Annotated in this window: 11 protein-coding genes; 5 read left to right on the plus strand and 6 right to left on the minus strand. The window is 71.7% G+C overall.

Translation table 11 applies throughout. The annotated features are described in order from the left end of the window. Window positions 1-196: 196 nt before the first annotated feature. The gene (gene topA / locus K7957_RS16335; protein WP_223013289.1) at window positions 197-2,785 is read left to right on the plus strand and encodes a type I DNA topoisomerase; all 2,589 of its coding nucleotides are present in this window, start codon (window positions 197-199) and stop codon (window positions 2,783-2,785) included. A gap of 431 nt (window positions 2,786-3,216) precedes the next feature. On the opposite strand, the gene K7957_RS16340 is transcribed toward topA, so the two are convergent. Continuing rightward, the gene (locus K7957_RS16340) at window positions 3,217-3,507 is read right to left on the minus strand and encodes an SEL1-like repeat protein (protein WP_183921738.1); all 291 of its coding nucleotides are present in this window, start codon (window positions 3,505-3,507) and stop codon (window positions 3,217-3,219) included. Window positions 3,508-3,599: 92 nt separating this feature from the next. Further along, window positions 3,600-4,442, minus strand: coding sequence for a pantoate--beta-alanine ligase (gene panC, locus K7957_RS16345; protein WP_223013291.1), 843 nt, complete (start codon window positions 4,440-4,442; stop codon window positions 3,600-3,602). 95 nt (window positions 4,443-4,537) lie between these two features. On the opposite strand from panC, the gene K7957_RS16350 reads away from it, so the two are divergent. The 3 genes from K7957_RS16350 to pgmG all read left to right on the plus strand — a co-directional run bounded on the left by K7957_RS16350 (window position 4,538) and on the right by pgmG (window position 7,335). Beyond that, entirely contained in the window at window positions 4,538-5,353 is an 816-nt protein-coding gene (locus tag K7957_RS16350) for a division plane positioning ATPase MipZ (RefSeq protein WP_183944985.1), read from the plus strand. Between the two features lie 331 nt (window positions 5,354-5,684). Next, window positions 5,685-5,945: a J domain-containing protein gene (locus tag K7957_RS16355; RefSeq protein ID WP_223013293.1), complete on the plus strand. Its 261-nt coding sequence runs from the start codon at window positions 5,685-5,687 to the stop codon at window positions 5,943-5,945. A 13-nt stretch (window positions 5,946-5,958) separates the two neighbouring features. Next, window positions 5,959-7,335 (plus strand): phosphoglucomutase/phosphomannomutase PgmG, encoded by a 1,377-nt coding sequence (pgmG, locus tag K7957_RS16360; protein WP_223013295.1) that lies wholly within the window; start codon window positions 5,959-5,961, stop codon window positions 7,333-7,335. Between the two features lie 211 nt (window positions 7,336-7,546). Here pgmG and K7957_RS16365 read toward each other — a convergent pair whose 3' ends face one another. Then, complete coding sequence (locus tag K7957_RS16365) at window positions 7,547-8,287, minus strand: Crp/Fnr family transcriptional regulator (RefSeq protein ID WP_343228438.1); 741 nt, start codon at window positions 8,285-8,287, stop codon at window positions 7,547-7,549. A 138-nt stretch (window positions 8,288-8,425) separates the two neighbouring features. Here K7957_RS16365 and murA point away from each other — a divergent pair, with 138 nt between their 5' ends. Next, window positions 8,426-9,709 (plus strand): UDP-N-acetylglucosamine 1-carboxyvinyltransferase, encoded by a 1,284-nt coding sequence (murA, locus tag K7957_RS16370; protein ID WP_223013297.1) that lies wholly within the window; start codon window positions 8,426-8,428, stop codon window positions 9,707-9,709. A 204-nt stretch (window positions 9,710-9,913) separates the two neighbouring features. On the opposite strand, the gene K7957_RS16375 is transcribed toward murA, so the two are convergent. The 3 genes from K7957_RS16375 to K7957_RS16385 are packed head-to-tail and all read right to left on the minus strand — an operon-like array spanning window position 9,914 to window position 13,936. After that, window positions 9,914-10,870, minus strand: coding sequence for a M48 family metallopeptidase (locus K7957_RS16375; RefSeq protein WP_223013300.1), 957 nt, complete (start codon window positions 10,868-10,870; stop codon window positions 9,914-9,916). Between the two features lie 10 nt (window positions 10,871-10,880). Beyond that, the gene (locus K7957_RS16380) at window positions 10,881-12,188 is read right to left on the minus strand and encodes a sigma-54-dependent transcriptional regulator (RefSeq protein WP_223013302.1); all 1,308 of its coding nucleotides are present in this window, start codon (window positions 12,186-12,188) and stop codon (window positions 10,881-10,883) included. Continuing rightward, window positions 12,185-13,936, minus strand: coding sequence for a sensor histidine kinase (locus K7957_RS16385; protein WP_223013304.1), 1,752 nt, complete (start codon window positions 13,934-13,936; stop codon window positions 12,185-12,187). Before K7957_RS16385 ends, K7957_RS16380 begins: the two co-directional genes overlap by 4 nt. Between the last annotated feature and the right edge of the window lie 120 nt (window positions 13,937-14,056).

The following is a 14,056-nucleotide window of genomic DNA, read 5'->3' on the forward strand; positions in this document are numbered from 1 at the left end:
ACGGGGAGGGGGACCGCCCGGCGCAGCCGGGTGGTGGAGGAGGCTTTCCTCGTCGCGCAACGCTCGCGGAAGCCCCCCTCCACCAGCCTCCGGCTGGTCCCCCTCCCAGCGAGCGGGGAGGATTTACCCTCGCTTGACGTGCCCGCTCCGGCCACCCACCCTCGCGCGTACACGTAAGGACCGCTACCGACCGCTTATGCAGCTCGTCATCGTCGAATCGCCCGCCAAGGCGAAGACCATCGAAAAATACCTCGGCTCCGACTATCGCGTGCTCGCGAGCTACGGCCATATCCGTGACCTGCCGCCGCGCGACGGCTCGGTGAACCCCGACGAGGGGTTCGCGATGGAATGGGAGAATTACGCGGACAAGGCCAAGCAGCTCAAGGCGATCGCCGATCTCGCCAAGACCGCTGACAGGCTGATCCTTGCGACCGACCCCGATCGCGAGGGCGAGGCGATCTCATGGCACGTCCAGGAGGTACTGGCCAAGCGCAAGGTGCTGCCCAAGGACGTCCAGCGCGTCACCTTCAACGCCATCACCAAGCCCGCGGTGACGCAGGCGATGGCCAACCCGCGCCAGCTCGATACCGACCTGATCGACGCGTACCGGGCGCGCCGCGCGCTCGACTATCTCGTCGGCTTCACGCTCTCGCCGGTGCTGTGGCGCAAGCTGCCCGGCGCCAAGTCGGCGGGGCGCGTCCAGTCGGTCGCGCTGCGGCTGATCGTCTCGCGCGAGCGCGAGATCGAGGCGTTCCGCGCGCAGGAATATTGGTCGGTCACGGCGAACCTCGAGCAGGACGGGACGCCCTTCGTCGCGCGGCTGGTGCAATGGGAGGGCCGGAAGCTCGACCGGCTCTCGATCGGCAACGAGGGCGACGCGCTGCGCGCCAAGGCCGATGTCGAGGCCGGCAATTTCTCGGTCCAGTCGGTCGAGACCAAGCCGGCGACGCGCAACCCGCCGCCGCCCTTCACCACCTCGACGCTGCAGCAGGAAGCGGCGCGCAAGCTCGGCTTCTCCGCCGACCACACGATGCGGATCGCGCAGCAGCTCTACGAGGACGGCGCGATCACCTATATGCGGACCGACGGCGTGCAGATGGACGGCAGCGCCATCTCCGCCGCACGCGCCGCGATCGCCGCACGCTACGACGGCGGCTACGTTCCCGACAAGCCGCGGATGTACCAGACCAAGGCGAAGAACGCGCAGGAAGCGCACGAGGCGATTCGGCCGACCGATTTCGGCCGCGACCGCGTCGGCTCGGGCGATCACGCGCGGCTGTACGATCTCGTCTGGAAACGCGCGCTGGCGAGCCAGATGGCCTCGGCGCGGATGGAGCGCACGACGGTGGAGCTGGCCGACGGCACCGGCCGCCACGTGCTGCGCGCCACCGGGCAGGTGGTGCTCTTCCCCGGCTATCTCGCGCTCTACGAGGAAGGCCAGGACGACAGCCAGGACGAGGACGCCAAGCGCCTGCCGCGCCTGAAGGAGGGTGATTCGCCCGCCAAGAAGGGCGTCGACGCCGAGCAGCATTACACCCAGCCGCCGCCGCGCTTCTCCGAGGCGTCGCTGGTCAAGCGCATGGAGGAGCTGGGGATCGGGCGGCCCTCGACCTATGCCTCGATCATCAAGACGCTCAAGGACCGGGCCTATGTGCGCGTCGAGAAGAACCGCTTCTTCGCCGAGGAGAGCGGCCGGCTGGTGACCGCCTTCCTCGAGCGCTTCTTCGAGCGCTACGTCGGCTACGATTTCACCGCGGGACTCGAGGAGGAGCTCGACGACGTCTCGGGCGGGCGCGCGCAGTGGCAGGCGGTGCTCGAGGCGTTCTGGCGCGATTTCAAGCCGCGCACCGCCGAGGTGATGGAGCAGAAGCCGAGCGAGGTCACCGCGCAGCTCGACCAGTTCCTCGCGCCCTACCTCTTCCCCGACAAGGCGGACGGCACCGACCCGCGGCTGTGCCCGGCATGCCACGTCGGCAGCCTGGCGCTGCGCGGCGGGAAGTTCGGCGCATTCATCGCGTGCAGCAACTATCCCGAGTGCAAATACACCCGCCGCTTCGCGCAGGGCGCCGAGGCGGGCGAGGATGCCGCGCCCGAGCAGCTCGGCCACGATCCCGAGACCGGGCTGCCGGTGGAGCGCAAGTCGGGGCGGTTCGGCCCGTACATCCAGCTCGGCGACGGCAAGGACGCCAAGCGCGCCTCGATCCCCAAGGACATTGCCGAGCTCGATCTGGAGATGGCGCTGAAGTTGCTCCATCTGCCGCGCGTGATCGGCCAGCATCCCGAAACCGGCAAGGACATCGCCGCGAGTATCGGGCGCTACGGCCCCTATCTGGTCCACGAGGGTAAGTACGCGCGGCTGCAGTCGACCGCGGAGGTGTTCGAGACCGGCATGAACGCCGCGGTGGTGAAGCTGGCCGAGGCGGCGGCGGGCGGCGGGCGGCCGCAGCGCGGCGCCGCGCGTGAGCCGCTCAAGCTGCTGGGCGCGCACCCGCGCACCGAGGCCGAGCTGCGGCTGATGGAGGGGCGCTATGGCCCGTACGTGACCGACGGCACCACCAACGCGACCTTGCCCAAGACGATCGCGCCCGATCAGCTCACCCTGGAGGAGGCAGCGCAGCTGATCGACGACCGTGCCGCCGCGGCGCCGGCGAAGAAGCCAGCCAAGAAGAAGGCGCCGGCGAAGAAGCCGGCTGCGGCGAAGGTGGAGGCGGGCGTCGCCAAGGCGCCGGCGAAGAAGGCGGCCACCAAGAAAGCGCCCGCGAAGAAGGCGGCGGCGAAGAAGTAGGATGCCAGGACGAGGAGCGGCCTGAAGATCCTCCCCGCTCGCGGGGAGAAGGACCGCTCGCCGAAGGCGAGTGGTGGAGGGGGGCTCGCCCCACATGAACCGGCTCGATCGCGGAGCGCCCCCTCCGTCAGCGCTGCGCGCTGCTAGTGCGGGCGAGATGGTGTCCTCCGGATCTTGGGCCTGCCGGGAGCAGGCCGAAGCCCATTCTCCCCGCTAGCGGGGAGGATGGAGGTCTGCAAACGAAGGGCGTCATCCTGAACGCGTTTCAGGATCCATCCGTCGTCGCTCGCTCCGGCCGCTCGATAAGCGGCACGGTGGATCCCGAGACAAACTCAGGATGACGAAATCGAGCAGGACGCGAGAGTCTTCGGCCTTCCACCCACCACACCCATCAGCGCCGTCGTCGACCGGGCGCCTCGGGCCAGCGAGGCTCAGGCGGCGCGGCGAGTGCCCAGCGCGAGCACGTCGCGCGCGGCGCGCTGCGCGGTCGCGATCTCGCGCGCGGTCATGTCCTCCGCCACCTCGGCCCGCGCAGCCGCGGCCGCCTCGTGCCCGCGCGCCGCGGCGAGGTTGAACCATTTGTGCGCCTCGATCAGGTCGAGCGTCGCGCCGGCAGTGCCGGTCGAATAGGCCACGCCCAGGTCATAGGCAGCGTCTTCATTGCCGCGGGTCGCCTCCGCGGTGCGGCGGGCGAGCAGCGCGCCTTCAAAATCGGTCAGCATCTCGGATTACCCCTCTAATCCTTGGAATGAGGAGTGTTCTCGCTGATTCGAGTCTCTAATTGGTTAATCGGTTAATCCGACTTCAGTCGAATTTAGCCTAGATCGACCGCGAGATTGTCGATCAGCCGCGTCTTGCCGAGCCGCGCCGCCGCGAGCAGCTGCCGCCGCCGCCCCGGTGTCGGCTGCGGCGACAGGGTCTCGGCGTCGACCAGCGCGACGTAATCGACCTCGAAGCCCGCCGCGGTCAGCGCCGCGGTGGCGTCGTCGAGCGCCTTGGCCGAGTCGCTACCGCCGCGGATCGCGCGCGCGGCGATACCGAGCGCGCGCGGCAGCGCCACCGCTCTCTGCCGCTCCTCGGGGGAGAGATAGACGTTGCGCGACGAGAGCGCGAGCCCGTCGTCCTCGCGCTGAGTCGGCACGCCGGTGATCTCGACCTCGACGTCGAGATCCGTCACCATGCGCCGCACCACCGCGAGCTGCTGGAAGTCCTTCTCGCCGAAAAAGGCGCGGGTCGGGCGCACCTGGTTGAAGAGCTTGGCCACGACGGTGGCGACGCCGTCGAAATGGCCCGGCCGCGCCGCGCCGTCGAGCCCCTCGCTCACCCCGCTGACCGATACAATGGTGGCGAAGCCGTCCGGGTACATCTGCTCCACCGGCGGCAGCCACAGCAGGTCGCAGCCCGCCTCGGTCAGCATGGCGATATCGCTGGTCTCCTTGCGCGGGTAGCGCGACAGGTCCTCGCCCGCGCCGAACTGGCGCGGGTTGACGAAGATCGACGCCACCACCGTCGTGCCCGGCCGCCGCGCGGCCTCGACCAGCGCGATATGGCCGGCGTGGAGCGCCCCCATGGTCGGCACCAGCGCCACCTCGCGGCCGCTCGCGCGCGCCGCCTCGAGCGCCGCGCGAAGCCCGGCGAGCTCCCGATATATCTCCACCCGTTACCCCTCGAAACTCGCGGCGTCGGGTTCTATGGTCGCGACGAACCGCGATCAATCAGGGATGCGACGAATTGTCCGATACCGTTGCAGGCGTGCACGACGAGAGCCCGGGCGCGGGGGCGCCGGGCGGGCGCACGCACGTCATCGTCTTCGCCAACGAGAAGGGCGGGACGGGCAAGAGCACCACCGCGGTCCATGTCGCGATCGCGCTCGCGGCGAAGGGCGCACGCGTCGCCTGCATCGACCTCGACCATCGCCAGCGCACGCTCGGGCGCTACCTAGAGAATCGCGAGTCGACCGTGAAGCGCTCGGCGATCGACCTGCCGCTGCCCGACCATGCCACGGGAGACGGCCGTGCCGACGGCATCTTCGCCGAACTCTACCAGCGCTTCACCGACGGCTACGATTTCCTGGTGATCGACACGCCGGGGCGCGACGACCCCGCGGCGCGGCTCGCGGCGGCGCTGTCGAACACGCTGGTGACGCCGATGAACGACAGTTTCGTCGACTTCGACCTCATCGGCCAGGTCGATCCCGAGACCTACAAGGTGACGCGCCCGAGCTTCTATTCCGAGCTGATCTGGGACGCGCGCAAGGCGCGCGCGCGCGAGGACGGCACCACGATCGACTGGGTGGTGCTGCGCAACCGCCTGCAATATCTGGAGGCGCGCAACATGCGCCGGGTGTCGGACGCGCTCGACCAGCTCGCCCGCCGCGTCGGTTTCCGCATCATCCCCGGGCTGGGCGAGCGCGTGATCTACCGCGAGCTGTTTCCCAAGGGGCTGACGCTGCTCGACGCCAAGGCGTTCGGCGGGATGGGGCTGAGCCACGTCGCCGCGCGCCAGGAGCTGCGCGAGATGATGGCGGCGCTGGCGCTGCCCGAATCGACGATGCCGCTGTTCGCGTGAGGGGCTTGGGACAGATCGTGATGCGGCGAAGCCAGGAACCCGGCGTTCCGACTGCTACGCTGCGTGGCCCTAGGCTCCTGCGCGCGGAGGAGCACGTGGAGTGTGAGGCGAGCGCCCTCTCCAACCACCTCCCGTCGTCCCGGACTCGCTTGGTTGACGCGATCTCGCGCGTACACCACCGTGCCGCGTACTCAGAAGCGGCGGAGGCCGCGGACGGGTGGATTCTGAAACGAGTTCAGGATGACGCTGGCCGAGGGGGCGGGACAGGATCATCGTCGGTCGCCGCGCTCGGCCGCTTGGATCGGACACTCGCCAGCGTCGATCACTGCTCATGCTGAAATGGCTCCTCCTCCTCGCGATCGTCTACGCGGTCTGGCGCTTCCTCCGCCCCGCGCCCAAGCGGCAGCGCTCGCCGCTCGCCGACGCGCGCGCGCTGCTCGGCGTCACGTATGACGCGGACGAGGCGGCGATCCGCGCCGCGCACCGCCGCCTCATCTCGGAGATCCACCCCGATCGCGGCGGCTCGCCCGAGCGCGCGCGCCAGGCCAATGCCGCGCGCGACGCGCTGCTCGCGCGGCTGCGCCGCGACTGACCGGATCGCCGGCATGAGCCATCGCTTCGATCCCGTCATCCTGCGCGAATATGACGTGCGCGGCACCGTCGGCTCCAACCTGTCCGAGGCGGACGCCTATGCGGTCGGACGCAGCTTCGCGACTCGGCTGCGACGCGCCGGCGGGACGAGCGTCGCGGTCGGCTTTGACGGGCGCACCCACTCGCCCGCGCTCGAGGCGGCGCTGGTGCGAGGGCTGGGCGAGGGCGGGGTCGACGTGGTGCGTGTCGGGCTCGGGCCGTCGCCGATGCTCTATTACGCCGCCGCGACGCTCGGGGTCGACGGCGGTGTGCAGGTGACCGGGAGCCACAACCCACGCGATGACAATGGCTTCAAGCTGGTGCTCCGCGGCGACAGCTTCTTCGGGAACGACATCACCGACCTCGCGCGGCTCGCCGCGGCGGGGGATTGGACGAGCGGGCAGGGCGCCGTCACCGAGCGCGACGTTCGCGCCGATTATGTCGAGCGGCTGCTCGCGGGCGACCCGGAGCGCGGGGAGGGGCGGCCGCTCCGCGTCGGCTGGGACGCGGGCAATGGCGCCGCCGGAGAGGTGGTGCGCGCGCTGACCGCGCTTCTGCCGGGCGAGCACCACCTGCTGTACTGCGACATCGACGGGCGCTTCCCGAACCATCATCCCGACCCGACGATCGAGGCCAATCTCGCTGACCTCCAGGCGCTGGTCGCGCGCGAGCGGCTCGACCTGGGCCTGGCGTTCGACGGCGACGGCGACCGTATCGGCGCGGTCGACGCCGACGGGCGCGTGCTGTGGGGCGACGAGATCCTCGCGCTGCTCGCCGCGCCGCTGCTCGAGGAGCTGCCCGGCGCGACCATCGTCGCCGACGTCAAGTCGAGCGACGCGCTGTTCGATCGAATCGCGGCACTGGGCGGGCGAGCGCTGATGTGGCGCACCGGACACAGCGAGATGAAGTCGAAGATGAAGGAGGTGGGCGCCCCGCTCGCGGGCGAGCTGTCGGGCCATATCTTCTTCGCCCACGGTTACTATGGCTTCGACGACGCGCTCTACGCGGCGGTGCGGCTGATCCGGACGGTGCGGCGCTCGGGAGAGTCGCTCGCGGCGATGCGCGCCGCGCTACCGCCGCGCTGCACCTCGCCCGAGTGGCGCGTGCCGGTGCAGGAAGCACGCAAGCTCGCGGTGGTGGCCGAGGTGGCGGCGCGGCTCGACGCCACCGGCGCGCGCGTCGATCGCACCGACGGCGTGCGCGTGTCGGTCGATGACGGCTGGTGGCTGCTGCGGGCCTCGAACACCCAGGCCGCTCTGACGCTGCGCGCCGAGGCGCGTGACGCGGCGGGATTGGCGCGGCTGGTGGCGGCGATCGACGCGGAGCTGGCGGCGAGCGGGGTGCGACGGTAGCGAGCATGCGCTGCGGTCGGGCGCTGTGCGGCTCGCTCCCGGCGGACGCGATCGTTGCCAGTTCGCCCGTCATCCCGAGCGTGACCCCGGATCCATCGTGCCGCGAACGCCTTAGCGGTGGTTCTCGCGGGACCATGGATCCCGGCTCAGGGCCGGGATGACCATTCTCGACGAAGGAGAGCCATCACGCAAGCGCGCGCGCCCCTGTTGGCTATCCCTCGATCGGCCCCGGTAGCCAGCTCAGGTCGACCGCCGCGAGCCGGTCGACGTGATTGGCGCTGCGTATCAGCCGCGCCTCGTCGAGCAGTGTCACCCGGCCGCCCGAGCGCGCGATCAGTCCCTGTTCCTCGAGCTGGCGAAGCATGCGGTTGACATGCACGGCGGTGAGCCCGGTGGCGTCGCCGATCTCCTCCTGCGTCAGGCCCAGGGCGAAACTGTCGCCGGTGCTGTCGTCCTGGCGACGGATGCGGTCGCGCAGGTCGAGCAGCACCGCGGCGACACGCCCGCGCGCCGGCATGCGACCCAATCCGGCGAGACGATCGGTCAGCGTCGCGCGCTCGACCTGCTCGAGCGCGGCGAGCGCGAGCGCGACGCGCGGGAAGCGGAAGACGATGTCGACCACCTGCGTGCGGTCGATCGGCACCGCCACGCTGTCCGCCAGCGCGAGCAGCGCGTGCGGTGCCCTGCCGAAGGCGATCACCGCCATGCCGGTGAGGTCGCCCGGGAAGATGAAGCGCAGGATCTGCCGGCTGCCGTCGTCCAGCAGGACATAGGCGATCAGCATCCCGCTCTTCAGCGCGAACAGCTCGGTAGAGCGTTCATTCTCGCGCACCAGCGTCATGCCCTTGCGAACGGTGCGCTCGCGCTCGCCCAGATGGTCGAGGGCCGCACGCTCGGGTGCGGTGAGGATGATCATGTCGCCGATCCGATCGGCGAGGCTACGCGATGGCACCCGAAAATTATCCCCTTGATCTGTTTGTTCGTTACGCAGGAGATCGACGAACGTGCATTAAAACCGATCAAGCCCATGCGGCCCTCACCATGTTCGCTCATCCTTGGCGACCGGGCGGGGCTTCGATAGAGCGGCGCGATGGATCGCATTCTCATCCGCGGCGGTAACCGCCTGAACGGTCGTCTTCCCATCTCCGGCGCCAAGAACGCCGCGCTCACGCTGATGCCCTGCGCCCTGCTCACCGACGAGCCCGTGACGCTGCGCAACCTGCCGCGGCTCGCCGACGTCGACGGCTTCGGCCATCTGCTCAACCAGCTCGGCGCCTCGACCACGATCGAGGGCAGCCGGCCGGAGGATTTCGGGCGCGTGATGACCATCCGCGCCGGCCAGCTCACCTCGACCGAGGCCCCCTACGACATCGTGCGCAAGATGCGCGCCTCGATCCTGGTGCTCGGCCCGATCCTGGCGCGCGCGGGTCAGGCGCGCGTGTCCCTGCCGGGCGGTTGCGCCATCGGCAACCGCCCGATCGACCTCCACCTCAAGGCGCTCCAGGCGATCGGCGCCGAGCTGGAGATGTCGGCCGGTTACGTCACGGCAACCGCGCCCGGCGGCCGGCTGGGGGGCGGACGCTACACCTTCCCGATCGTGTCGGTGGGCGCCACCGAGAACGTGCTGATGGCGGCGGTGACCGCCAGGGGCAGCAGCCGGATCGAGAATGCCGCGCGCGAGCCCGAGATCGTCGACCTGTGCCGCTGCCTCGTCGCGATGGGCGCGCGGATCGAGGGGATCGGCACCGAGACGCTCGAGATCGAGGGCGTCGCCGAGCTGCACGGCGCAACCTATGGCGTGATGCCCGACCGGATCGAGGCGGGCAGCTACGCCTGTGCCGCGGCGGTGGCGGGCGGCACGGTGGAGCTGGCCAACGTCAGCGCCGGCGACATGGGTGCGACGCTGGAGGCGCTGCGCGCCGCCGGCGTGGGTGTCGAGGAGCGGCGCGATTCGATCGTGGTGAGCAGCGACGGCAAGCTGGCGCCGCTGACGCTCTCCACCGCGCCCTATCCCGGCTTCGCCACCGACATGCAGGCGCAGTTCATGGCGATGCTGTGCAAGGCGGACGGCGCCAGCGTGCTGACCGAGACGATCTTCGAGAACCGCTACATGCACGTGCCCGAGCTGGCGCGGATGGGCGCGGACATCCAGGTGCACGGCCGCACCGCGGTGGTGAAGGGGGTCGATCGCCTGGTCGGCGCGCCGGTGATGGCGACCGACCTGCGCGCCTCGATGAGCCTGATCATCGCCGGGCTGGTCGCCGAGGGCGAGACCAGCGTGGCGCGGGTGTACCACCTCGACCGCGGCTATGAGCGGCTGGAGGAGAAGCTGTCGGCGGTGGGGGCCGATATCGAACGCGACTCAGGGGGGTGACGGCGCGCCGCGCCCGTCTCACCTGAGTTTCACGCCCACATTATCTTACCCCGCCGTCATCCCGGACTTGGTCCGGAATCCACGGTGCCGCATACTTAGAAGCCGTCGCTCTCGCGGATGAGTGGATCCCGGACTTGGTCCGGGATGACGGCAGTGGGGAGGCGGGAGGCAGCGAGGCAGCGAGGCACCTCCTCGTGTCGCGCCTCACCCCAGCGGCGTATCGCGCTTCGCCAGCAGCGGCGGGGCATAGGGCCGCGGCGCATCCGCCGGCATCGCCGCCAACTCCGCCGCGATCGCGTCGGCGCGCGCCTTGGCGGAAGGGTGGGTGCGGCTGCGGAAGAAGCCGCCGTCGATCTTGCCGCCCTCCTCGCGCCAGAAGCGCACCGCCAGCTGCGGGTCCCAACCGGCGTTGCGCAGCAGATAGGCGCCGAGCAGGTCGGCCTCGGTCTCGGTCTGGCGGAACAGCCGGCCATTGCGACCCAGTTCGGCGAACATCCCCCATGTGACCCCGGCCGCCTCCAGCCGCGCGCGGTGGCGCAGGATCGCGTGCGCCAGCTCGTGCGCGACCACCACCGCCACCTGATCGTCGCCGAACAGCTCGAACAAGCGCCCGCCGACCTGCACCACGCGCCCGTCCGACGAGGCGCCCAGCTTGTTGCCCGCGAGCACCTCGAACTCCACGCGGCAGCCCGCGCGCGGCTGCACGGTCACCGACCGCTCGGCACCGGCGCGGCGCAGCGTCAGCGCGAGCGGCGCGGCCGGCGAGTGCGACGCGATCAGCGCCTGCGCCGCGTCGCGGGTCACGCTCGTCGTCGAGTCGCCGCCCGCAGGAGCCGCGACGGCGGCGCCGTCGACCGCGAGCAGCCCGTCGTCCGCCGCCACCCCCGCGGCCGCGGCGGGGGCGCCCGGCACCACCAGCTCGACCGCGACCGGCGCCGCGAAGGCGGCGCGCAGCGCGGGCGGATATTGGTCGGCGGCGTGGAGCGCGGCGCCGATCACCGGCTGCTGGTCGCGGCACAGCGTCGCGTTGGCCGTCGTCAGCCGCCACGCGATCGCGGCGAGCCGCTGGTCGACCTCGAGCAAGGTCGGCTCGGCCGCGGCGGGAGCGGCGGCGAGCAGCGCGGCGGGGAGAAGCGAGGCGAACAGGAACAGGAGACGCATCGGGGCAGGATCACTCGCGCTGGCGGAACGCCGCGGGCTCGATGCCGTGGCGCTGTAGTCTGTCATAGAGGCTACGGCGCGGCAGCTGAAGCTCGGCGGCGGCCGCGGCGACGTCGCCGCGGACGCGGTCGAGCGCGGCGCGGATCGTCGCCGCCTCGAAGCGGTCGACCCGCTCGGCGAGCGGCAGCTGGTCGGCCGCGCTCGGCGCCCCCTCCGCCACCCCGAGCACGACGCGCGTGGCGTAGTTGCGCAGCTCGCGGACGTTCCCGGTCCAGTCGTCGGCGACGAGCCGCGCCTCCACCGCGGGATCGATGTTGGGCCGCTCGCGGCCGAACCGCTCCGCCGCCTCGCCGAGGAAATAGGCGAATAGCAGCGGCACGTCGGCGCGGCGCTCGCGCAGCGGCGGGATGCGCAGCCGCACCGTCTCGAGGCGATAGAGCAGGTCGGCGCGGAAGCGCCCCTCGGCCACCGCGGCGGCGAGATCGGTCTTGGCCGCGGCGACCACGCGAAGGTTGACGACGCGCGGCGCGCCGCCGGGCTGGGGCAGCTCGCGCTCCTCGACCACGCGCAGCAGCTTGCCCTGGAGCGCGGGCGACATGCTGTCGATCTCGTCGAGGAAGAGCGTGCCCCGGTCCGCGTCGGCGACGCGGCCGGGCTGGGCGCGGCTGCCGAACAGCGCCTCGTCCGCCACCGCGTCGGGCAGCGCGGCGCAGTCGACCGCGACGAATTGGCGCGCGCGGCGATGACTCCAGCGGTGCAGCAGCAGCGCGACTAGTTCCTTGCCGGTGCCGGTCTCGCCCTCGACCAGCACGTCGACGTCGACGTCGGCGAGCTGCCGGATCGTGTCGCGCAGCCGCACCATCGCGGGAGTCTCGCCGATCAGCGGGTAGTGGGACTCGGCCTCCGCCGCGGCGACGCGCAGCCGGCGATTCTCCAGCACCAGGCGGCGCATCTCGAGCGCGCGGCGTGCGCTGGCGATCAGGTGGTCGGCGGCGAAGGGCTTGGCGATGAAGTCGAACGCGCCCTGCTTGAGCGCCGCGACCGCCATCGCGATATCGCCGTGCCCGGTCATCAGGATCACCGGCAGCTCTGGGTCGCGCGCCGCCACTGCCTCGAACAGCGCGTGGCCGTCCATCCGCGGCATGCGCAGGTCGCTGACGACGATGCCGCGGAAGTCGGCGTCGAGCCGCGCCAGCGCGGCGCGGGCGTCGCCATATGGTTCGACCTCGAGGCCGGCGATGGCGAAGCTGTCGGCGAGCGCGGTGCGCAGGCCCTCGTCGTCGTCGATCAGCACGACGCGGAGCGGCGGCTCGCTCATGCGCGTCGCACCGTCGCGCGGAACGCCGCGCCGCCGAGCGGGGAGGGGACGATCCGCAGCGCGCCGTCGAACTGCGCGATGATGTCGCGCGCGATGCCGAGCCCCAGCCCGAGCCCGTCGGGGCGCCCCGTGACGAAGGGGCTGAAGACCTCGTCGCCGAGCGCCGGGTCGATCCCCGGCCCGTTGTCCGCCACGGTCAGCTCCACCCACTCCTCCCTCGTCGCCACGGTGAGCGCCACGCGCGGGTCGGCCCGCCCGGCGAGCGCGTCGACCGCGTTGTTGATCAGGTTGACCAGCACCTGCTCCAGTCGCACGCGCCCGGCGAAGACGCTCGGCTGCCCCGGCGGGGGCCAGTCGAGCGCGACGCGCGCGGCGCGGAGCCGGTCGCCGACCAGCAGCCGCGTGCCGTCGATCACGTCGTCGAGCGCGATCGGCCCGGCGGTGCCGCTGCCGCGGCGGGCGAAGCGGCGCATCTCCTGCGTGATCGTGCCGATCCGCTCGGTCAGCGCGACCGCGCTGTCGAGGCTGGCGGCGACCCGCTCGGTGCGCTGCTGCGCGAGATGGTGGCGCGCGTTCTCGGCGAGCGTGCGGATCGTCGCCACCGGCTGGTTGATCTCATGCGCCAGCCCCGCGGTGATCGAGCCGAGCGAGGCGAGCCGGTTGGCCTGCGCCAGCTCCTCCCGCGCGGCGCGGAAGCGGCGGTCGGCGTCCTCGCGCCGCGCCATGGCGGCGCTGAGCTCGGCGGTGCGCGCCGCCACCGCCTGCTCCAGCTCGGCGCGGTCGGCGGCGGCGCGCGCGATCCGACTGGTGCGCCACAGCAGCAGAGCGGCGAGCAGCGCCAGCAGCAGCACCGCGGTGGCGGTGGTGAGCCGGGCGAGGTTGGCGGCGTCGCGCAGCGCGCGCGACACCGGCACGAGATGAAGCAGCCGCCAGCCCGCATGTGCCGCGGGCACCGCGGTGAGGCGCAGCGGCGCGCCATCGGGCGCGGTGGCGTCGCTGCCGGCGAGGCGATACCCGGTCGGCGCGAGCGGGCGGTCGAGGAACTGGCCGGTGCGGCGGATCGCGGCGAGCGTCGCGGGCGGCAGCGGCGCTAGCACGTGGAGCGCGGCGCGCGGGTCGGTCGCGGCGAGCACGATGCCGCGCTCGTCGGCGAGCAGGGTCTCGCCGGGATCATTGGCCCAGGCGCGCGTGATCGCGTCGAACTCGACCTTCACCACCACGACGCCGAGCGGCTCCGCGGCGCCGTCGATCCGCCGCGCCATGAACAGCCCGGGCCGCCCGCTGACGTTGCCGAGCGCGAAGTGCTCCGCCGCGCCGTCGCGCATCGCCTGCTGGAAATAGGGGCGGAAGCGGTAGTCGTGGCCGACGAAGCTCTGCGCGCCGGCGGCGTTGGACGCGGAGACGGTGAGGCCGCGCGAGTCGATCGCGTAGATCACTGGCGCGCCGGTGCGCCGCGCGAGCGAGGCGAGCTTGTCGTCGAGCCGCGTCGCCGCGCGCGAGGCGGCGCCCTGCACCAGCGCGTCGCGCAGGTCGCCATATTCGCTCAGCACGATCGGCAGCAGGCGGAATTTGGCGAGCTCGCTATCGATTAGCCGCGCCTGCTGTCGCGCGGTGCGCAGCGCCTCGTCGCCGACGCGGTCGAGCGCGCGCTGTCGCGCCACCTGCGCGGCCGCGACATAGAAGAGCGCGCCGAGCAGCACGACCGCGAGCGCGGCGAGCAGCAGACCGGGGCGACGCGGCAGGGACACGCGTGCGGGATATCGCATACGGGCCAGGGAGGCCATGCGGAAACCCGCGTCCCGACCTGCCATGGGCCGCGGAATTCCTAGGATGAGCGTGTTTTCGCCCGTTCGAATGCGACGGCATAG

This window comes from Sphingomonas yunnanensis, assembly GCF_019898765.1.
In the GTDB taxonomy this organism is placed as follows: Bacteria; Pseudomonadota; Alphaproteobacteria; order Sphingomonadales; family Sphingomonadaceae; genus Sphingomonas; species Sphingomonas yunnanensis.

Coding starts and splice junctions, on each gene's coding strand:
- topA (WP_223013289.1), top strand. CDS start 197: ATGCAGCTCGTCATCGTCGAATCGCCCGCCAAGGCGAAGACCATCGAA.
- K7957_RS16340 (WP_183921738.1), bottom strand. CDS start 3,507: ATGCTGACCGATTTTGAAGGCGCGCTGCTCGCCCGCCGCACCGCGGAG.
- K7957_RS16355 (WP_223013293.1), top strand. CDS start 5,685: ATGCTGAAATGGCTCCTCCTCCTCGCGATCGTCTACGCGGTCTGGCGC.
- pgmG (WP_223013295.1), top strand. CDS start 5,959: ATGAGCCATCGCTTCGATCCCGTCATCCTGCGCGAATATGACGTGCGC.
- murA (WP_223013297.1), top strand. CDS start 8,426: ATGGATCGCATTCTCATCCGCGGCGGTAACCGCCTGAACGGTCGTCTT.
- K7957_RS16375 (WP_223013300.1), bottom strand. CDS start 10,870: ATGCGTCTCCTGTTCCTGTTCGCCTCGCTTCTCCCCGCCGCGCTGCTC.
- K7957_RS16380 (WP_223013302.1), bottom strand. CDS start 12,188: ATGAGCGAGCCGCCGCTCCGCGTCGTGCTGATCGACGACGACGAGGGC.